Source organism: Neobacillus sp. BF23-41, from assembly GCF_041106275.1.
In genome coordinates this window covers 1-21,784 of the sequence record NZ_JBGBPR010000009.1, presented here as the reverse complement: position 1 = coordinate 21,784, position 21,784 = coordinate 1, and the positions used below count along the sequence as shown (strand labels likewise).

The 21,784-nt window shown below is 38.2% G+C and carries 13 protein-coding genes; 6 read left to right on the top strand and 7 right to left on the bottom strand.

Annotated elements, in window-relative coordinates; genetic code table 11:
* Positions 1 to 39: 39 nt before the first annotated feature.
* Complete coding sequence (tagU, locus tag AB7942_RS14880) at positions 40 to 963, bottom strand: polyisoprenyl-teichoic acid--peptidoglycan teichoic acid transferase TagU (RefSeq protein ID WP_369447456.1); 924 nt, start codon at positions 961 to 963, stop codon at positions 40 to 42.
* Positions 964 to 2,564: 1,601 nt separating this feature from the next.
* Between tagU and AB7942_RS14875 the strand changes: the two genes are divergently transcribed.
* Positions 2,565 to 2,834, top strand: coding sequence for a hypothetical protein (locus AB7942_RS14875; RefSeq protein WP_369447455.1), 270 nt, complete (start codon positions 2,565 to 2,567; stop codon positions 2,832 to 2,834).
* A 378-nt stretch (positions 2,835 to 3,212) separates the two neighbouring features.
* Here the strand turns inward: AB7942_RS14875 and AB7942_RS14870 are convergent, their stop codons facing one another.
* Positions 3,213 to 8,225, bottom strand: coding sequence for a S8 family serine peptidase (locus tag AB7942_RS14870; protein WP_369447454.1), 5,013 nt, complete (start codon positions 8,223 to 8,225; stop codon positions 3,213 to 3,215).
* 333 nt (positions 8,226 to 8,558) lie between these two features.
* Between AB7942_RS14870 and AB7942_RS14865 the strand changes: the two genes are divergently transcribed.
* Positions 8,559 to 11,087: an Ig-like domain-containing protein gene (locus tag AB7942_RS14865; protein WP_369447453.1), complete on the top strand. Its 2,529-nt coding sequence runs from the start codon at positions 8,559 to 8,561 to the stop codon at positions 11,085 to 11,087.
* 207 nt (positions 11,088 to 11,294) lie between these two features.
* On the opposite strand, the gene AB7942_RS14860 is transcribed toward AB7942_RS14865, so the two are convergent.
* Complete coding sequence (locus AB7942_RS14860; RefSeq protein ID WP_369447452.1) at positions 11,295 to 12,137, bottom strand: MerR family transcriptional regulator; 843 nt, start codon at positions 12,135 to 12,137, stop codon at positions 11,295 to 11,297.
* Between the two features lie 119 nt (positions 12,138 to 12,256).
* Between AB7942_RS14860 and AB7942_RS14855 the strand changes: the two genes are divergently transcribed.
* From AB7942_RS14855 to speB, 4 genes are all read left to right on the top strand, one after another.
* Complete coding sequence (locus AB7942_RS14855; protein WP_369447451.1) at positions 12,257 to 13,645, top strand: APC family permease; 1,389 nt, start codon at positions 12,257 to 12,259, stop codon at positions 13,643 to 13,645.
* 27 nt (positions 13,646 to 13,672) lie between these two features.
* The gene (locus AB7942_RS14850; RefSeq protein ID WP_369447450.1) at positions 13,673 to 15,145 is read left to right on the top strand and encodes an aldehyde dehydrogenase family protein; all 1,473 of its coding nucleotides are present in this window, start codon (positions 13,673 to 13,675) and stop codon (positions 15,143 to 15,145) included.
* A 56-nt stretch (positions 15,146 to 15,201) separates the two neighbouring features.
* On the top strand, positions 15,202 to 16,386 hold the full coding sequence (locus AB7942_RS14845; protein ID WP_369447449.1) for an iron-containing alcohol dehydrogenase: 1,185 nt from the start codon (positions 15,202 to 15,204) through the stop codon (positions 16,384 to 16,386).
* Between the two features lie 114 nt (positions 16,387 to 16,500).
* On the top strand, positions 16,501 to 17,499 hold the full coding sequence (speB, locus tag AB7942_RS14840; RefSeq protein WP_369447448.1) for an agmatinase: 999 nt from the start codon (positions 16,501 to 16,503) through the stop codon (positions 17,497 to 17,499).
* A gap of 271 nt (positions 17,500 to 17,770) precedes the next feature.
* Here the strand turns inward: speB and AB7942_RS14835 are convergent, their stop codons facing one another.
* From AB7942_RS14835 to AB7942_RS14820, 4 genes are all read right to left on the bottom strand, one after another.
* Entirely contained in the window at positions 17,771 to 18,397 is a 627-nt protein-coding gene (locus tag AB7942_RS14835) for a cysteine hydrolase family protein (protein ID WP_369447447.1), read from the bottom strand.
* A 974-nt stretch (positions 18,398 to 19,371) separates the two neighbouring features.
* A complete protein-coding gene (locus tag AB7942_RS14830; RefSeq protein WP_483310875.1) occupies positions 19,372 to 20,688 on the bottom strand; it encodes an alpha/beta hydrolase domain-containing protein in 1,317 nt (438 codons plus the stop codon).
* Positions 20,689 to 21,142: 454 nt separating this feature from the next.
* Positions 21,143 to 21,403, bottom strand: a complete 261-nt coding sequence (locus tag AB7942_RS14825) for a hypothetical protein (protein WP_369447445.1) — start codon at positions 21,401 to 21,403, stop codon at positions 21,143 to 21,145.
* 165 nt (positions 21,404 to 21,568) lie between these two features.
* Positions 21,569 to 21,784: hypothetical protein (locus AB7942_RS14820; RefSeq protein WP_369447444.1), on the bottom strand; the 216-nt coding region annotated here is incomplete at its 5' end.

Genomic DNA, 21,784 nt, shown 5'->3' with positions numbered 1-21,784 from the left:
GATGATTGGGTTGATAATCCAATCATCTTTTTTCATAGATTAATTTAATTCTAATTGTTCCTTCAATTCGTTTTGGACCCTTTGTTTTTCAGCTTGTGAAACTAATCCATAATAAATTTTATTGATTTTTGTTCCTTGTTCTTTTATTTCCATTTGCTGAATGCTTTTTCCAGCATCTTTATAATTCTTTTGAATATCTACCATTTGGTCAAAGGTAAGATTGGTTTTTACATTTTTCCCTAATGCAGTAAAGATATCAGAGAAGTTGGTTAAGGTTGAAACACTTGCTCCTTCATTTATGACAGCTTGGATTATTTGTCGTTGTCTTGTTTGACGACCAAAATCGCCTCTAGGATCCTCATATCTCATTCTAGAGTAGCTTAGAGCCTTTTCTCCGTTTAGCTTCAAATTACCTGTGGTAAAATGAACTCCTTCATAAGTGAAGTCGAGATCATTATTGACCGAAATTCCACCAACTGCATCAACAATGTCCTTAAACCCTTCCATATTAATCTGAATATAATAATCAATTGGAATATCAAGGAAGTTTTCAACAGTATCCATAGCCATTGGAACGCCGCCAAAAGCATAGGCATGGTTAATTTTATCCTCTTTCCCTTTTCCGATTATTTCAGTGCGGGTATCACGTGGAATGCTGAGCATTTTTACAGAATTATTATTAGGGTTAACAGTCAACACAATTAATGAGTCAGAGCGGCCACTGTCACCTTTTCGCTTGTCAACTCCTAGCAGTAGTACTGAAAACGGATCTTTTTCGTTAAATGTTACTGGGCCTTGGCGTTTTTCAGATTGTTGTCGCTCGATGGGTTGATGCATGGTCTCAACAGCACCTTTGAAAGATTTATAGACAGTAAAGCCATATGCTCCACCAGCAATCAGTAGGATTAAAAGGATCATTCCAACTATTTTTGGCCATTTTCTTTTCTTTTTATTTGATTTCATTCGACAAATCCTCCAAATAATATGCAAATTTCTTACATCTAAACAATAGATTAGCAAAAAAATAGGAAAATAGATAGATAAAAAATGTGGAATTTTATTATAATAGTTATTCGAATCCCTAAAAGGAATTAAGTCTATAAAATTAAGAAGTGTAATTTCATTATTATCCAGCTAAAAATGCATCGGATGTTCCGATTGGGTCACCGATAACCTAAACCTTTCACAAGTATAAAAATTGTCTGCCACTTATAACGGACAGACCATTCGAACTAGTGACTTAAAAAATGCTGATTGATAAGCTGTAATAAAACTTTCATCGTTTTAAAACATATTCTTAATTTGTTTGTTATAGGCTTTTAATTATTATTTGGTAATTTAGATATAGGTTAATTAATCTAACTTAAGGAGTCTTAACCAAATGAAATTAAAAGCTTTTCTTTGTTTTTTACTAAGGTATCATAAATACAGTTATTATACAGATGAGTGCATTAGATGTGGAAAGAAAAGCGAAGTTTCGCAAAAAGTGTAGAAGTCTTAGCTTTTAGAGGATACTTTTCTTCGATATCTTCCAACTTATATATATTAATAAAATGATTATATTCAGAAATTTAAGTTCAACGTGATCACTTCCTAATCTCCCCATAGCCTTATAAGTGCTAGGTATATTTTCTATTAAGAGTGGCTCAGTTTTCAATTAATATTATGGCTCACTTTTAAGTTAACATATACAAAAAATTAGCGGATCCCAAAGATTGAAATCCCACAGGCCATGACCGCGACTTCATTCTTCTTGGGCAATCAAAAATTTTGCGAAAAGATCTTACCCATAAAATAACCTAAAGGCCCGACTAGCTCCTATCCGCTAGTCGGGCCTTTTCACGCGCAAAACTTCCGATTGTCCCCTTAGAGAACCGTCCCTATGGAATTTGGCCAGTTGTAGAGAAAACCCTCTTGTCGAGGGTCTTTCATTTTAAATGATAGCTACAAACTACATTCGCATTGGGAAACTTAGCAAACCGTAACAATCAAGGTCTGGCTGGCACAAGTCCCAGTTCAGTCACCTCCATGAGTTCCTTTTTAAAAGAGTCCTTAGAGAGACAGCTATCGACATTTTTTTCAGGTATTTAGAGGGAGAAAACTAGGAATGGATCGGGTTGAGGCCAGTTTTAATCAAACGATTGTGTAGTGACGAAATGGTGGGGAATTAATAGAACCATGTAAGTTCGAGAGAAAACCATCTGAGTTTGTAGAAAGGTGGGTTATTTCCTGCGAAATTTATAAAAGCTTCTCGACATTCTTCATGCTTATTTTGCAGGGGGAATTAATATAAATCAGTACTTGCAGCTATTTTAACCAAACGTTTGAATAGTATAGCCTATTCGGCATTTAGTCGAAAGAGTGTCGCTTTGTGACATATTTGGTTCAATCGATATTTTTCTACTTTATTTTCATTATTTTTCAACAATTTATTTTTTCATAGAGAGGGACTAAGGATATGTATCAAGGGGTGAAGCTGTTTTAATTAATCGTTTGATTGAAAGGGAAACATGATGAAAAATGGGTGAGGATTGTATTATTATGTTAAATAGTATGGATTTTATTTGGTTCATCTCTCGCCATCTGAACATAAGAAAAATGGCCAACTTTTTGATTTGGCCATTGCGATTGCTGTTGGTCTTGTTCCAGAAAGGCCATGGGGTCGGTTCTGGTGGCCGGAAGAAACTTCATTAAGAAACCAAGAGAACTATTCCAGTGGAATTTGTAGTTGTCACCGCGAGAAGGTTGACGTCAGCGATCATGAGAAAACGAAATCGTGTCCCCTTGGCCTTACCTCGGCCTTCAATAAAGAGAGAGGGACTGACCTCTTTTAAAGTTATTGATTAATACTTCCATTCAATAGTTTCATATTTCCCCTTAATTTCTGCCCGGTATAATCCGATTTCAGATGTAATTAGGTCTGTATTTGGAGCGTAAAACTCACCCACCCATAGTTAAAAAAATCAGAAAATATTCATTCAGATGAGAGTCAGCATGTGCATGTTGGACCGATGAATAATTCGTCAGTCCTTGGAGAGAGAAACTGCTTTTTTCTGGAAAAATAAATACGGAGCTGCACATTCCGAAAGATCTTGTTTCACAGGTTTGTTCGAATAGTGAGGAAAAGGGTGAGATATTATTTTGGTAGACTAATTAAACATAAACCCCCACCTAGTAGGTGGGGGTTTCGTCATTATTTGTTAATGGTGTTTTTATTTACTTTTTTGATTAGACCGTGCGGATATTGGTCCATTCCTATAGGACTTATTATCACCAATTGCTTGAACGGTGACAGTATATTTGCCAGACTTTTTCATTTGGGTTGCATAGTTAATCTGTCTAACATTAGCCGCAACTCGTTTCGTATTTACTAACGTACTTCCCCTATATAATTTAACTTCATATTGGGCGGCCTTGGATACTCCATTCCATTTTATTGTATTACTGCTCCAGGTTGGTTTCTGGACTTGATTTAAGGTGATTTTTTGATTAGACCGGGCTGATACTGATCCATTCCTATAGGATCTATTATCGCCGATTGCTCGAACGGATACCGTATAACTTCCAGGCCTATTCATTAGGCCAGCATAGTTAACCTGTCGAACACTAGCCCCAACTCGCAGTGTTTTTACTAAAGTAGTTCCCCTGTATAATTTGACTTCGTATTGATAGGTGTGGGCTACCCCAACCCATTGAATTACATCAGTCTTCCAGATTGGTTTTTGGACTTGATTTAAGGTGATTTTTAGATTAGAACTTACAGATACTGGTCCATTTCTATAGGACCTATTATCACCGATAGCTTGAACGGTTACCTTATAACTTCCAGACATGCTCATTAGGGCAGCATAGTTAACCTGTCGAACACTAGCCGAAACGCGCTGTGTTTTTATTAAGGTCGTTCCTCTGTATAATTTAACTTCATATTGGTAGGCATTGGCTGTTCCAGACCATTGGATTACGTCACCATTCCAGGTTGGTTTCTGGACTTGATATAAGGTGATTTTTTGATTAGAACTTAATGATACGAGTCCATTCCTATAGTAAGAATTATCACCGACAGCTTGAACGGTTACGGAATATCCACCAGGAGTCGTCAAAAGGGAAGCGTAGTTAACCTGCCGAACGCTAGCCGCTACGCGTTGTGTTTTTATTAAGCTAGTTCCCCTGTATAATTTGACTTCATATTGATAGGCATTGGAAACTCCATACCATTGAATAACATCACCGTTCCAGGTTGGTTTTTGGACTTGAGCTAAAGTCATTATTTTTCGATTGACATCAGATGGACTTGAGATTGGTCCATCTAGATAATTTGTATCATCACCAATTGCTTGAACAGTGACCGTGTAATCACTAGGAATCGTCATTAGGGCATCGTAGTTATATTGTTGAACACTAGCCGCAACGCGCTGTATATTTATTAAGGTAGTACCCCTGTATAATTTGATTTCATATTGGTTGGCATTCGCAACTCCAGGCCATTGAATAACATCACCGTTCCAGGTTGGTTTTTGGACTTGATCTAAGGTCATAAATTTCGAATTTACATTGGATGGGTTTGAGATTAGTCCGTCTCGATAATTTGTTTGATCACCAATCGCTTGAACAGTTACGGAATATCCACCAGGAGTCGTCATTAGGGCAGCATAGTCAACCTGTTGAACATAAGCTCCGACACGCTCCGTATTTATTAAGGTAGTACCCCTGTATAATTTAACTTCATATTGGTAGGCATTCGCAATCCCATTCCATTGGATGACATCATTGTTCCAGATTGGCTGTTGGACTTGAGCTAAGGCGATGGTTTTTCGATTTACATCGGATGGTGATGAGATTAGTCCATCACGATAATTTGTTTGATCACCAATCGCTTGAACCGTTGCCGTGTATTCACCAGGAGTGGTCATTAGGGCATCGTAGTTATATTGTCGAACACTAGCCTCAAGGCGCTGTGTGTTTATTAAGGTTGTTCCTCTGTATAATTTGATATCGTATTGGTTGGCATTTGCAATTCCATTCCAATTTATGACATCATCATTCCAAGTTGGTTTTTGGACTTGATCTAGAGTAGGGGCTAAACGAGACCCTGTCATCTTGACATCGTCAATATAAACCCCTGCAGTAGTAACTGAACTATCAGTTGCTAAACGAAATCTTACTTTAAAGTCAGGAACAGCATAGGAGTTGTCGATAGTAACCTCGTGACTTCCCCAATTTTGATTGATTGTCCCAGTATTTCTATAGATAGAATCCCAGGTTTGACCACTATCATTACTAATTTCAACGTTTAGATAATCAAAGCCATTCTCCGTCACTGCATATTGCATCCAGCTTAATGTAATCGGGGAACCTACATTACTTAAGTCAAGGTTGGGGGAAACGATATAACTATTTTCATTATCGTGGTAATTCCCACTTAAATTAGTAGCCCAGACATTGGTTCCTGAAAAAGCGGAGTTAGGGCCAGAAGTGGGCGCTCCCCATTGCCAGGTTGAATTGCTGCCATCGACAGTAAAATTCCCATTATTACTTTCAAAGTCTTCAAAGTAAAGAATCTCTTTTCGCACTCCATCAGATGGCAGGGATGTTTGTCCATCGCCATAATTGGTATGATCTCCGATTGCTTGAACTGTTACCGTGTATACGCCAGAACTCGTCATAGCGGAAGCAAAGTTATATTGTCGAACACTATCCTCAACGCGCTGTGTATTTACTAAGGTAGTACCCCTGTATAATTTGACTTCATATTGAGTGGCATTTGTTATACCAACCCATTGTATTGCATCACCGTTCCAGGTTGGTTTTTGGACTTGATTTAAGGCATAGGTTTTCCGATTTTCATTGGATGGTATCGAGATTAGTCCATCTCGATAATTGGTAGGATCACCAATCGCCTGTACGGTTGCTGTGTATCCCCCAGGACTTGTCATAGCGGAAGCAAAGTTAAATTGTCGATCACTAGAGGCCACACGGTGCGTACTTACTAAGGTAGTACCCCAGTATAGTTTAACTTCGTATTGGCTGGCATTGGTTACACCAACCCATTGTATTACATCACCATTCCAGGTTGGTTTTTGGACTTGTGTAAGGGAAGGAAGTAAACGCGATCCTGTTACCATGACATCATCAATATAGATCCCTGATGAAGTACTGGAACCATCTGTTACCATCCGAAACCTCACTTTAAAGTCAGGGACTGCATAGGATGTGTCGATAGTTACCTCGTGTTTACCCCAACTCGGATTGATGGTCCCAGAATTTCTATAGACACTATCCCAGGTCTGACCACCATCATTCGTAATTTCAACGTTTAGATAATCATAACCAGCCTCTGTAACTGCGTATTGCATCCAACTTAATGTAATGGGTGATCCTAGATTACTTAAGTTAATGTTAGGGGAAACGATATTACTATTTTCATAATTGTTGTAGTTCCCACTTAAACTAGTAGCCCAGACATTAGTCCCTGAATAAGCGGAGTTAGGGCCAGAAGTGGGTGTTCCCCATTGCCAGGTTGAGTTGGTACCGGCAGCTGTGAAATTCCCGTTGTTTCTTTCAAAGTCTTCAAAGTAAACGACACCTTTACTATTCCCATCAGAAAGTATGGAGATTGCTCCATCATTGTAACTCGTATGATTCCCGATTGCTTGAACCGTTCCCTTATATACACCCGGAGTCGTCATCTGGGAAGCAAAGTTAAATTGTCGAACACTAGACGCCACACGCTCTGTAGTTACTAATGTCGTTCCTCTGTATAATTTGACTTCATATTGGCTGGCATTGGTGACACCAACCCATTGGATTACATCACCGTTCCAGGTTGGTTTTTGGACTTGATCTAGTGCAGGTAAACTAGTCTCCATCCAAGAAAAATCTAATCGAGGTGTAATGATGTTGTTAGCCGTATCTCTTACATTCACTCCATTTTGGCGTATATAAGAAACGATTTGATCAACAGTAGCGCTTGGGTATTTTTGTTTTACAAGCGTAAAACCACCTACTACCTGAGGTGTAGCCATGGAAGTCCCAGAATATGAGGCATAACCTCCTCCAGGTATAGACGAATAAACGGGATTACCTGGTGCTAATACATCTAAGTAGGCTGAACTATTTGAAAAGCTAGCTACTGCATCACTATTATTTGTAGCTCCTACACTAATAACAGAAGATATACATGCAGGTGCACTTATTGAATTTTTATAGTATTCATTTCCAGAAGCTGCAATCGTCGCAATGCCTACACTTTTTAGATTATCAACCATACTTTTCAGACTAGAATATGTACTATCACAAGAGGAATAAAACCTTCCTCCTCCCAAGCTTAAATTAACTGCAGTAATATCATATTGGTTACGTAATAAATAAACTCGTTCTAATCCATTTAATAAATCTGAAAAACTACCACTGCCATCATCGGCTAATACTTTAATAGCAATAATATTTGCATTCTTCGCTACTCCAGAAAACTGTGTACCGTAGCCCGTAGCTATACCTGCCACATGAGTACCGTGTCCTTCTGTATCAACTGCTGAATCTGGTCCTGTTAACTCTCTCGCATTCCCTGAACAATGGCCAGTAGAACTATAACATGCCTCGGACACTACTTTATTTCGTAAGAAGGGATGGTATTTATCGACACCCGTATCAAGGATGGCAACAGTTTTTCCTTGTCCTGTATACCCTGCTGTCCACGCTTTTTCTGTATCCATCAGATTATTTGTTACATTAAGTTGTGGTTGGATCACATCTACTTCTTCATTTTCCTCTATTATACTTTTGCTTATTTTGATATCTTCGATAATATTTTTTACTTTCTCGCTTTCAGATAAAGCCTTAAGCCCTTCAGAGTCAACCTCTAATGCCATAAAGGGGATGGTTTTAAACGATGTAATATTTTTGGCATTTTTTTGACCTTTTTTATGTAAATTTGCTATTACATCTTCTTGAGCAACTTTTATTTTCTTCTTTTGAATTTCTATTTTATTTTTAGATATTTTGCCCTCGGGTGTAAAGGACTCATCTAATTCAACTATTACTCTAACACTTCCATTTTTATCCGATTTTTTCTCTAAATCATTATATTGACTTAAACTAATATGACTCTCGTTTTCTTCTTTCATATTTTCATTATTACTAGCAAGTACTACCGTTTGCATCTGTGGTAGTAATAAACATAGTATAAGGAGAATATTAAAAAAGTTTTTAATATTCTTTTTTTTCATGCGAAAGCTCCTTTATTTTGTGTTTTAGAAGAGTAAAAATTGTTATAAACAGACAACCCCCCAATTGTCTTAAAAAGTTGTTCACTTTAAGCCTGTACTAATCTATTAGGCATAGTAGTATCTTCCTAGTTTCAATATATTATAATACCATAAATTAGTTAATTATTCCTTTCCATAGTATTGAAATATTGTTGCTCGGCTTACAAAAAAACCGTGTCTATAAGTGCCGGTTATGTAAAGGGGTGTTAAATAGTAATTTTTTAGGAAAATAGAGGATATATTCTAGCAAAAGATATATTATTAATCTAAGACACTATTAGAAAGGGTTTTTATATGAGAAAATTATTCATCCTTTTGATTACAACCATTGTATTTCTTGGGATTGTTCCTAGTTATAAAGAGGCGGCAACGATTGCTGCAGAGCCACAGATTCAGGTAAAGTTAGTCAAATATTTAGGTAATCAGTCAAGTATTTCATTAAAAATAGTGGGAAGCTACTATTTAAACGGAAATTCTTCAAATCCATTAATTCCTAATAAAAGCTATACGGTAAAGGTAGAGAATGGCACTCTTAGCTTATATGATGGAAATACGAGATTAGCCTCCGAGGCGGAAATATCGATTACGCCGGTCGATCACATTGACCATGCGATCATTAACGACCGTGAATACGCAGGCAGTTTTCGTTTTACTGTAGAAAATAATCAATATGTTAGACCTATTAACACAATTAATCTCGAAAATTATGTTAAAAGTGTGGTTCCATCTGAATCGTTTGGGAGTGGGCCAATGGAAGCTCTGAAGGCTCAAGCTGTTGCGGCACGAACCTATGCCTATTATCGTTTGAATAAAACAATCAATGATACCACCTCCTATCAGGTATATGGAGGTGTTACAAGCGAATATCCTAAATCCTCGGATGCCGTTGACGCGACTGCTGGTGAACTATTAACCTACAATGGCAATGCCATTGATGCTGTCTTCTCAGCATCAAACGGTGGAAAAACGGCAAACAAGTTTAATAGCTGGTCCAGCAGCACCTTTCCGTATTTTAAGGTTCAAACCGATGAGTATGATACGACCATCACCTGGAATGCTACATTACATAAACAGCAAATCGATTACACTTCATTGGACCTAAAGAATCCAGATAGCTGGTGGAATTCAACAAATGAAATAGATGCTGATTTCACTAGCAATATAAAAAAATGGATGCTGAATCATCTCCCAGGATTCAGCAATAAACAAATCAAAATTGTTTCAATACCTAAGGTTACTTTTTCTGCTCCTACCGAAAGTGGTCGATTTTCATTAGGGGAACTATCGGTCGAATTTTTTGTAAAGGACGAATTCAATCCAAATGGGGAGATTGAACTTCAAACCACTAGTACCGGTATCATGCTTGCAGACAATATTCGTGCGGTCATCAGTTCAAAAGACCTGAAAAGTAATTTGTTTACTCTCAACGAAACCACGGATGCTTATTTGTTTTCAGGATTAGGGAATGGGCATGGCGTTGGCTTAAGCCAATATGGTGCGTATTATCGGGCCAAAGCAGGAATTTTATACAAGGACATACTATCCTTTTACTATCCAGGGACTGTTTTATTTAAGCAATACAAATCCGCACCTGAACGTGCCATTGTATACGATGTAACAGATAAAGATACTTCTGTAACAGGCGAAGCGGAAGCAGGATCAACAGTAGAAGTAAAAGTAAATGGATCCACCATTGGATCAGCGAAAGCCGGTACAGATGGAAAATTTACAGTGGTCATTCCGGTTCAAGTAGCAGGAACGGAATTGGTCATCACAGCAACTGACATTGCAGGAAATGTAAGTGATAAGACTGTCGTAGTCGTGAAAGATGCAATAGCTCCTACGAAACCAGTAGTAAAGCAAGTAAGTGATAAAGATACAACTGTAACAGGTCTAGCAGAAGCTGGGACCAAAGTAGAAGTGAAGGTAAATGGTTCAGTAATCGGTACAGGCAGAGCTGGAGAAGATGGTCAATATAAAGCGACAATTCCAGCACAAAAGGCAGGTACTGAATTAGTTATTATTGCAACAGACACTGCTGGAAATATAAGTCATGCAGCCGCCATTAAGGTCATAGACAAAACCGCTCCAGCAGTTCTTACTGTTAATACCGTTTCAGACAAATCAACTGAAGTAACAGGAACAACTGAAGCTGGAGCAACTGTTACAATGATTATCGGAACAAAGATTTATACAGCTAAAGCTGATTCCAAAGGGAACTACAAAGTTATCATTCCAGTGCAAAAAGCAGGTACAAAGTTAATCATAACTGCCAAGGATGCAGCGGGTAATGTGAGTGTCGCAAAAAGTATCAAAGTTCTTGATAAAACAGCACCAGTTATTCCAACTGTTTCCACTGTTTCAGACCTAACGAAAGTGGTAACTGGTAAAGCAGAAATTGGAGCCACTGTCACTGTTACAATCAGAACGAAAAAGTACACGGCTAAAGCAGATGCAAAAGGTAACTATAAGGTAACGATTCCGGTTCAGAAAGCAGGAACAAAATTAATTGTGACTGCGAAAGATGCAGCTGGAAATATCAGTATTGCTAAGAGTGTAATTGTGATTGACAAAACCGCTCCATTGGCACCGAAAATTAAAACTACAGTTAAAAGTACAACAAAAGAAGTTACTGGAACTGCCGAAGCCTACTCTACTATAACGATCAAAGTCGGAAGTAAAGTCATCGGCACAGCCAAAGCAGACTCCAAAGGGAATTTTAAAGTGAAAATTAAAGCTCAAAAGAAGAAAGCAATTATTAGTGTGACAGCGACAGACAAGGCAAGAAATATTAGTAAGGCTACCACGGTTAAAGTTAAATAATTTTTTTAAAAATATTAATCCCCTACACGCAATGTGGAGGGGATTTCTTGTGGGCTTGGCAGTGCATGTCATAAAATATCTCAATATCAAAAAACAGATGAGTTCAAGGATAGTGTCGTGGAAAGTGAAAGAATTTAGTTGCAGCTGAATATTGTTGGGGTGGTTGGTTGTTGCGCTTCTTTCCGTTTCGGAAATGTCCCCCCGTCCCTAAATTTGAACTGGAACTTGAATTTCGAATGTAATCTCATTTGGTTTATCTGTGATTGTAATATCGACGTGCATAATTTGCAGCGCATCGCCGGTTATGTGATATCCGGTTTCATCAAGATATTCCAATATCTTACTCAAACTTTCGCTTCGATTCCATAATAATTCCCCGTTATAACGAATACACGCAAATAACCCAGCAGGAACCGTCATTTGACACTGTTTTGGTATTTTTTCTTTATTTTTTGCCACTACAAAAATAATGGATGGTTCTTCAAATCGTTTCGCTCTAAGATCCGCTTCCTGGATGATAATGCCTAGTCTATTACTAGCCAGAATTGGTGTCTTTTCGGTGAGCATATTCTCTAACCTTATAACACCATAACTGAGTTCCAAATTATTATTTATTTTTTCATTTAAGGTAATTAACTTCCTTCTTCCTATTTCGCGGAAAAACACCGATTGAAGTTCTTTTTCTTTCGCTACATGCTCCAAGTATCCAATTTTCCCCCGAATATTTTCCTCCAAGTCATGTAACTCGTTCAGTTTTGCCACAAGTTCCGTATGCTTGGTTTTCAGAATATCCAAGGACTTATTAAAATTACGTTCATTAAAATAATCCTTTATTTCGTCCGTACTCATCCCGAGTTGCCTCAACTCTTTAATCGTCCCTAAAACTTCATATTGAAAAATAGAATAGTAGCGATACCCCGAATCGGGATCGACATATTGAGGTTTGAATAGGTCAATCCGATCATAGTGGCGTAAAGTCTCCGTTGTTACCCCTCTTAACCTAGCCATTTCACCAATGGTTAATTTTTCCTTTATTTTCAGTGAAATCACCCCCCTAAAAAATATAATACACCTATTGACCTTTGTGTAACAATAAGGTTTACAATAAAAATACGAAATGTTCAAAATAATCTAGGAATTAAATTTATTAACACGGAGGGAGTTGAGTTATGAAACAGAAAGCGCTTGCAAGAACACTTACTTTGTCACAGGTTGTTTTTTTAGGGATTGCATGGAATAACCCCATGGTGTTTTTTAATACCTATGGAATTGCTGCCGTTACCTCAAGGGGTGTTATTACGGCTGCATACATTATTGCTTTTCTAGCAATACTTTTTACAGCTCTCAGCTATGGCAAGATGGCGAAAGCCTACCCGATCTCAGGTTCAGCCTATTCCTTTACGCAAAAATCTATTAATTCTGAGGTTGGGTTCATTGTCGGTTGGACGATTATGCTTGATTATATGTTAACGCCTATGGTTACCTGCTTGATGTCCACTGTCTTTTTAAGTGCTGTATTTCCTGGAATCCCGCATTATGTGTGGGTAATTGTGTTGACTGCAAGCATCGTATCTCCGAGCATACTAGGTGTGGAGATCTCAGCAATAACGAGTAAAATTTTTGTTATTGCTCAAGTCATTTTTGTTTGCCTTTTCTGGATATTAACATTCAAAAGTTTATCGGAAGGAGTAGGGACGGGTAGTCTTTTCTCAATTAAGCCATTGTTTGATGCAGATGTTTCCTTGTCCGTTATCTTGGCAGGTGCTACCATTCTTTGCTTTAGTTTTCTTGGTTTTGACTCACTCACCACTTTATCAGAGGAAACAATCAATCCCGAAAAAACGATCCCAAGAGCCATTATTATCATGCTATTGTTTATCGGAGTTTTGTATATTGGCTCTTCTTACTTAGCACAATTGGTGCATCCGGGCATTTCATTCAAACATGCTGATTCTGCAGCCCTTGAAATTGCAGTGCTTGTCGGAGGCAATTTATTTAAGTCCATTTTTATTACAGCAGTGATTATTGGTAATTTCTCTTCAGGAATCGCTTCAATCACAAGCGCATCGCGAGTGTTATATGCGATGGGACGAGATTCCGTATTACCCAAAAATATATTTGGATACATTCATCCTAAATTTAAAACACCGTCACTTGGCATCATTGTGATTGGCGTAGTTTCTTTACTCGCAATTCCATTAACCCTAGAACAAGTTATTAAGTTTATCAATTTTGGAGCGTTAATTGCCTTTACATCTGTAAATCTGTCTGTTATCGCCCATTTTTTTATCAAAAATCATAAGCGTTCTTTTATGGATTGCATTCGGTACCTATTATTACCACTCATTGGGGCAGCGTTTACGACATGGTTATGGTCGCATTTAGAAAGGGATGCGTTGATTCTCGGGGGCATCTGGATGGCATGCGGCTTGATTTATCTTGTCTATATGACGAAAGGGTTCCGCCAACCACTTCCTGAGTTTCATTTTGATAAAGAATTGATTCCACAAAATGTCCAAGACATTGATCGAGAGGTTATCCCTCAACAGGTAAGGTAAAAAATAATATATTGGAGGTTTGTAATTATGCTGAAGTTGAAAATGTTTATTAATGGTGAATGGATGGATTCATTAAGTGGAGAAAGGAGTTATGTTGTGAATCCTGCAAACGGTAAAAATATGGCTGAAGCTCCGAAAGGAAGTAGAGAAGAAGCCCAAATGGCGATTAATACTGCACGAACAGCTTTTGACTCCGGAATTTGGTCAGACTTACCGGCATCTGAACGTGCAACCTACTTATTTAAAATAGCGGATAAGATTGAAGAAAAGGCAGACGAGCTTAGCAAACTTGAAACTGAGAATACGGGAAAACCCCTTAAAGAATCAGAGTTTGATATTGCTGATACCGTGAATTGTTTCCGATACTATGCTGGGTTAGTGACAAAGCCAAATGGTCAAACGTATTCTGTTGCCGATCCTGTACAAGCCATGGTTATTCGGGAACCTGTCGGTGTATGCGGACTTATCGCTCCATGGAATTTTCCATTGTTGACGGGAGCTTGGAAAATAGCCCCTGCGCTTGCTGCGGGAAATACGCTTATATTTAAACCAGCTGAAATCACTCCTGTCACCACTTACAAATTATTTGAGATCATGGAAGAAGTGGGGATACCAGCTGGTGTTGTAAATCTAGTTTTAGGAGGTGGTTCAACAGTAGGAAATGAATTAGCGGAAAGCCAAAAGGTGGATTTGATTTCTTTTACAGGTAGTACAGCAACGGGTAGAAGCATCATGAATTCAGCAACAGGAAATATTAAAAACCTTTCACTCGAACTAGGCGGCAAGTCGCCAAATATTGTTTTCGCTGACGCGGATTTTGAGACAGCCATCGATTATGCTTTGAATGGAATTTTTACCAATGCCGGTCAAGTATGTAATGCGGGATCCCGTTTACTGTTAGAAGAGAGCATTCATGATAAATTCATTGCTAGATTGGTAGAAAGAGCGAAAAAGATTCAAGTTGGCCCTGGGGATGATTCGTCAACAGAAATGGGTCCGCTTGTAAGTGAAGACCACATGAAGAATATCCTTGAATATATTCAAATTGGCTTAGACGAAGGGGCTACATTAGCTTGCGGTGGCAACCGTATCACAAGCAACGGGCTTGAAAATGGTTATTTCTTTGAACCAACAATATTTATTGACACCAAACCTGACATGAGAATTGTTCAGGAAGAGATTTTTGGACCAGTTCTTGTCGTTCAAAAGTTTAAAGATGAGGCGGAAGCAATCCAGCTGGCAAATGATACTTCATACGGGCTTGCAGCAGGTGTTTTTTCACAAGATGGCGCCAAAGCTTTGAGGGTGATTAAAAAAGTAAGAGCCGGAATTACTTATGTTAATGCTTATAACCTCGCCTATAATGAAGCACCGTGGGGAGGTTACAAGCAGAGCGGGATTGGCCGCGGGTTAGGAACCTTTGGCTTGGATACGTTTACTGAGGTAAAACAAATCAATATTAATTTAGATGTTAAGCCAACTGAATGGTTTAGCAATTAATTAACAATATAAATTTTAAATTCGAAATATTCGATAAATAAAGGAGGAAATTAATTATGTTATGGGATTTTCAATTTAATCTGCCTACTTCTATAGAGTTTGGGAATGGGAAAGTAAAGAATATTGGGAAAAGGGCTAAAGAATTAGGTGGAAATAAAGCCCTCATTATTACAGATAAAGGACTTGCACAAACAGGAATTTTGGAAAAAATCACACAGTCTTTAGATCAAGAAGGTGTCAATTATATTGTTTATGATGAAATATCACCTAATCCAAAAGATGTAGATTGCGAGAGTGCTTATCAACAGTTTAAAAACGAGAACATCGATCTCTTAATTGGTCTTGGCGGTGGAAGTTCAATGGATACAGCCAAAGCAATTGGGACACTTTTGACACATGGAGGAGAGCTAAGAGAACGTTACGGCGTAAATTTACTAGAACGAGAAATTCCTCCACTAATTTGTATTCCAACAACTTCAGGTACCGGTAGTGAAGTGACAAGAGGTTCTGTCATTACCGATACCGTGACGAAACAGAAGGAGGCGATACTAGATTTGAAAATCGCTCCTAAACTGGCACTTGTCGATCCTGAATTGACGTTAACATTGCCGAAATCGATTACAGCTGCTACAGGAATGGATGCACTTACACATGCAATTGAAGCTTATACCTGCAAAGTTGCTCAACCACTTTCAGATGCTTTGGGATTATATGCCATTGAATTAATAGCCAAATACCTTCCATTAGCAGTAGAAAATGGGCATGATTTAGAGGCTAGGAAAAATATGCTTTTGGGCAGTTTAGTTGCAGGTATCGCCTTTGATAACACGGATCTTGGGGCTGTACATGCGATGGCCGAACCACTTGGAGGACTCTATGATACTCCACATGGAGTGGCGAATTCTATTTTTCTTCCACATGTATTTGAATTTAATATTCCTTCAAATCCAGAAAAGCACGCCTTGGTAGCAATCAAGCTTGGGGCAAATCCTGAAGGAAAAACAGTTGAAGAAACGGCGTACGAAGGTGTTGTGCTGTTAAAAGAGCTGGCAAAAAAAATCGGCATTCCTAGCTTCCGGGATTTAGGCAATGTAAATACCGAAGACTTCCCTTTCCTAGCCGAAGGAGCCTTTAAACATTTGTGTACTCAGGCGAATTCAAGGGATTTGACAAAAGAAGACTATCTGAACTTATTTCAAAAGACTTATGAGGTGAAAACCACAACTTTAATTGAAAATTAATTGAGTAAAAAATATAAAAGTAGAATTTAAAATCTTCGGTTAAGAAATGGCCTGCCAGCAAAAAAACTTGCATATGGAAAAGTGTGGATGAAAATTTAGAAGGAGGCAGCATGAATGTCTAATCGTGATGAAAAGCAGTTTTTAAATTTGCCATTTACAGGAATTTGTACTTTTGGGAAATACCCAATGTGTGCGAATCTGAACCAGCTTGAGGCAGATGTGGCGGTCATTGGGGTGCCTAATGACATGGGTACACAATGGAAATCAGGAGCAAGAATGGGCCCTAGAGGAATCCGCGAAGGCTCTACATTATATAGTTTCGGTCTGGATGGTGCTTATGATATTGAAAACGATATTATGTACCTTGGGCCTGAATGGAAAGTAGTCGACTGCGGTGATGTTGACATGGTACACGGAGATATTATGCAGTGCCATGAGAATACAGAAGAAGCAATCCGAAAAATTATTTCCAAAGGTGCTATGCCGGTTGTATTAGGCGGCGATCATTCCATCACAGCAGCAGTCGGAAAAGGACTAGAAGACATAGGTCCGTTTCATGTGATTCAAATTGATGCCCATTTAGACTGGGCGGATCATCGCTCGGGAATGCGGTATGGTCACGGAAATTGCATGCGTCGCTTATCTGAGCTGGATTACGTTCAGAAGATATTTCAGTTTGGCATTCGCGGGATTAGCAGCAGCAAAATAGAAGACGTCGAAGCAGCAAGAGCGTATGGCAGCGTGGTCCTATCACCTCGTCAGATGAGAAAGAAGGGACTTAAGGAAGTGCTGGAGCTAATTCCTGCGGGAGAAAAATATTATGTAACGATTGATATTGACGGAATCGATCCGTCAATTGCGCCTGGAACAGGTACACCTTCTCCAGGCGGCCTCCTCTATGATGAGGTTAATGAATTGCTTGAAGGAATTTCCAAAAGAGGAGAAGTTATCGGTTTTGATTTAGTAGAAGTTGCCCCGCCATATGATCCAACGGGCATGACCGGACAAGTAGCAGCCCGTATTGTACTAGACTTACTCAGCTATGTATTAAAGGAAAAGGAGAAAAAGGGGAATAATAAATACAGAAAAGAAAAAGAAGAAATGCTTTCTTAAATGGGATTGGTTCCTTCGGGAGGAATAAATGTTAATAAAAAGAGAGGTACGCAAAAAGCGTTCCTCTCCTTATTTTTATAGACTCTAGGCATTCGCCGAGTTAGATTGGGCAAGGAGTTCCGCAAAATCATCTGCATATCTTACTATGTATGCTTGTCCTTTGCACTGTTTCCTAACCTTATTCTCAAACCATAGGTCGTGGACATAATGGAGGTATATACTGGCTAGTATCGGATAATCTCTTCTTTAGTATGCCTTTTTAAGAGTATCATTACATATTTGAAATGGCTTCACGTGTTGTCCATGTAGCACTACTAAAAGCTCGGTAGTTCGTAACAGCAGCATGAAAATCGTTTTCACTAATCGTGGCAGTTGCATCGTAAACAACAGCTGTCTTAAAGCCATTTTCAATTAAATCTCTCATATGCGATTCAACACATACGTTTGATAATACCCCAGCCAAAATTACTTGTTCTTTTCTGCGTTGCCTTAGTTGATAGACCAGATCATTTGTCTGAGGACTGGCCACCTTGTGCGGTGTTGCAATGACGGATGTTTTGTCCCAGATATACGGAGCTAAAATTGGAACATAATCGGCTTCCGGAGTTGGAGGACTATATTGATTTAATTTCTGATAAACACGCAAACTAATCAACATCTCTTGTTCGTTCCCTGTAAACTGCCAATCATAGTCATGTGGATATAAAAAGTGCGGGGAAACAAAGAGCTGATAACCTTTACTACGGGCAGTGCTTAATAGTAGTTCCAAGTTGGCTAAAGTATTGTTCTGTTTAATGTTAGCCTTTGTCAAATGATATCCTCTTCCGCCTGGAGACAAAAAGTCATTTTGAGGGTCAGTTATAACTATTGCAGTATTTGCTGGGTTTGGTTTAAACATAGAATTGTTCCCACCTTTTTTATGTTTTCACTTATCGATTATATGAACTACATTGATTAAAAATTCCTTAGGAAAATGAAATATTGAATTTAAGGAGTGACAATAAAGTACGGATAAACAAATTCAATAAAACAAGCAATCTATTTTCGGTTTCGCTGTGTGACCTAAAATCGACTTTCATATTTGGCTTGTATGGGCTTTTTCTGTTTGTTCTAGGGGGTAAAAATAGGGCGCGGCATTAAAATTCGATGTGGGGGCCATTATTAGGCTTTATAGGTCAAATCTCATTTTTGGTCAAATTCGACCATTTTGGTAATCGCTGAAGGTTGGGAAATAACGAATTTAGCCAATTGGTTAAACTCTGTTTTTCTCCTGTTTTCTTAGTTTTTCATACACTCTTATTGTCCAACATTAACCAGTTGGTTTGCGCTTACATTGCTGATATACTAGGAAGTGGCTGCAAAAGCCACCTGAAAAATTACTACATGGTTTGGACAATTGGCGCCGTTGTTTACACCGAATGACTTGAGTGATTGCTTTTACGTTCTTTAAATCAGAAAATTCGATTAAATTTTTACATATTTAAACTTGATAAAAAAGGCTGTTTCACTTTATGATTGTGTTGTTTAACACTATTGGTTCTCTTATTTTGTTTTTTTGTACTTTTCTTCAACTATACTGCCCCGTTAGCTCAATAACAAAAAAGGATCGCTGCAGCAATCCTCGTTCTTTAACTCTTGCACCCGTTAATTTAAGTACATTGTTTCACAATCTTTCTTGTGGATTAAGAAAATAGACGACCTCATCTTAGAATATCGCCCTGTGAGTTTAAATGTATTAATTCACAACCTTTCTTAATTCGTTTTAGTATTAAAGTTGATCCAAATAATCATTTTTTTCATCCCAGAGATACTTCCTTTATTACAAAAAAACCGCCTGGCTTGGCGGTAGAATCTTTAAGGAACGCACACTTGCTAGGATCTAGGAATAATGTCTACGAAGTTTTCGTAGTGGTCACGGTATGTTTCGGTGTACGTTAAAGGTGGGAAGAGCGTGGCACGACGAAACATCTCGTCCGCTTCTTCTTTAAGAATATATCTTGCGTCTAAATAATCCGTAAGCGTTTCACGAAACGCGTTCAAATATTCATTGTGGGTATTGAAGCCCAAATTCTGAATGGTTTTCACATTTTCATAGGTGCCTAATAGCTTAAAAATACCAGCAGTAACAATACCAACATTAACAATATAGTGCGCCTCGCCGAGCTCGACAAATGGCAAACGCGGAACCCGATGCCCGCTTGCATTTACAGAAATGGCATTACCATTCTCGTCTTTAACAAGGGTGCCGTCAACGGCTGCTAATAAATGGTGACTCAAAGGTGGTTGTTTGCCTTTACGCACCCACTTGTCCCCCTGCAGAAAGTGTGCGCGCAGCTCAGGTGAAAAACTAGCGGGTGTTGTTCTATTTGTAAGTGGTGACGCAAATACTAAATGATCTGGGATGTGAGGTGAACCTGCAACAGCATAGAAGCGATATTGACTCAGGGCGATACCGCGATCCACGAATTCTGAAGATGCCCCCTCTAATTCAGAATTGACAACAATTATCTTACCATTAAAGTCTCCAGACGCTATTGTTGCTTGTGGATCATGTCCAGATGCAATGAATGGAAGTACAATGAATGGAAGTGCAAAATCAAAAACACCTTTAGCATGCCCATCGGTAATTAAGCGGAGAACAGGGGCAGAGGCATCCGAGAAACCAGTAATATACCTTCGTTCAATGTCTCCTAGAATTCGTCTTGCAATTCGATCTGTTTTTAGAGCCTTGGCAAATTCAGAAATGATCTTGTCGTCAGTTTTTTGACCATTTCCTTCATCGAGACCACCATTTATGAACACTCCGGGCACATTAGGGTCAAGGATTCTGCCCTTTAGAGTGTTTACGGACGTTGTGCTCCAGCCGACACCTGCATGCGAAAATCCACGAGAGAATAAAAACTCCTCCCCCAAATAGAACACCCGTGCACCAAGTCGAGTACTGAAATGAGAAGGCTCTACTATGACAGTCTGGTTTCCTTTTTCGGGATTTACAGGGGCAGCAATCCGATATGGCACACGAAATGTGGTATCAGTATCAGTATCAGTATCAGTATCAGTATCAGTATCAGTATCAGTAGGGGTGCTTCCCGAAAAGATTCCATCATATTGCACGTATTCAATACCTCCAAATGTACCAATCCGTCTCGTGCTCGGCTCCTCTAATCTTGTAATAGGTCTAATTTCCAATATTTTTTTTCTTCCTTTCTTCTATTATGGTTTAACAGTACAGTATATTACTTTCATAATAAAATTGTATAGACTTTTAAATGATAGAAGCTAGCGGATTTTTCAGCATTTATAAGTTGATAGATTGCAAAGATACTTCAAACAAGATCACCCGCTTCAATGGTAACCTATTGTCATGTCGGTGCTCGACCATATTTCCATTTATGGGCTTTTTCTAACCTCTTTTTTATATTAAATCCTCTTCAACTATTCTGCCCCGTTAGTGGAACAAGAAAAGCTGCCAAATGACAGCTTCAATCTTCAACTATTGCTACCGTTAGTTACATAAGAACATGGCTAAAAATTGCGATTTTTTATCAGCCATCATAAGTTTAATTATTTTTAGTGTATCTATCATTTTAATATTAAAAAATATTCATTTGAATTAAAGAAATCATACTCGCCTTCGTTCTTCTTAATTGATTTTATTACTCCTTTTTTTACAAAAATAAGGTAATCCATCCTCATTACAATATTTACACGCTTCTGCGATTCCATCGAGAACTACTAATTCTAACATTCTCATTTCTTTATTTTTTTTATCCCAAATAATTTCATCATTTAATTGATACACGTAGTTCCGTAATTTTCCATATTTAAATTGAATTTTTAAGACTGAATTTTTATTACAATTATAACAAGTACCCTCAACATTCAGTATGCTATATAACCCCATATATTTTCTCCCTTAATTTACAAATATTTATTTATATTATTCAATTAAATAGTAATAAACTCCTATCCTTATTTAACAAATCTGCCATTTACTTCAATAAAAAAGAGTCATAAATATGACTCATGATCTTCAACTAAAGCACCCATTAGTTGAAGAAGAAACTACTCAATACTCAACTATATTTAGCCATTGACCATCAGGACCAATGGTTATATGAGGAACCTTATTTAAATGAAACATTTTGTAAATGTCCAGATTCTTTTTGGTTAATTTACTTAATTGTTCTGATACATCAGTCTCGGAAAAAATCAGATAATCCATTGTAGTAGACCGTAAATAAAATTCGTAAATATATCGTTTTTGACTGTCTTTTACATAACC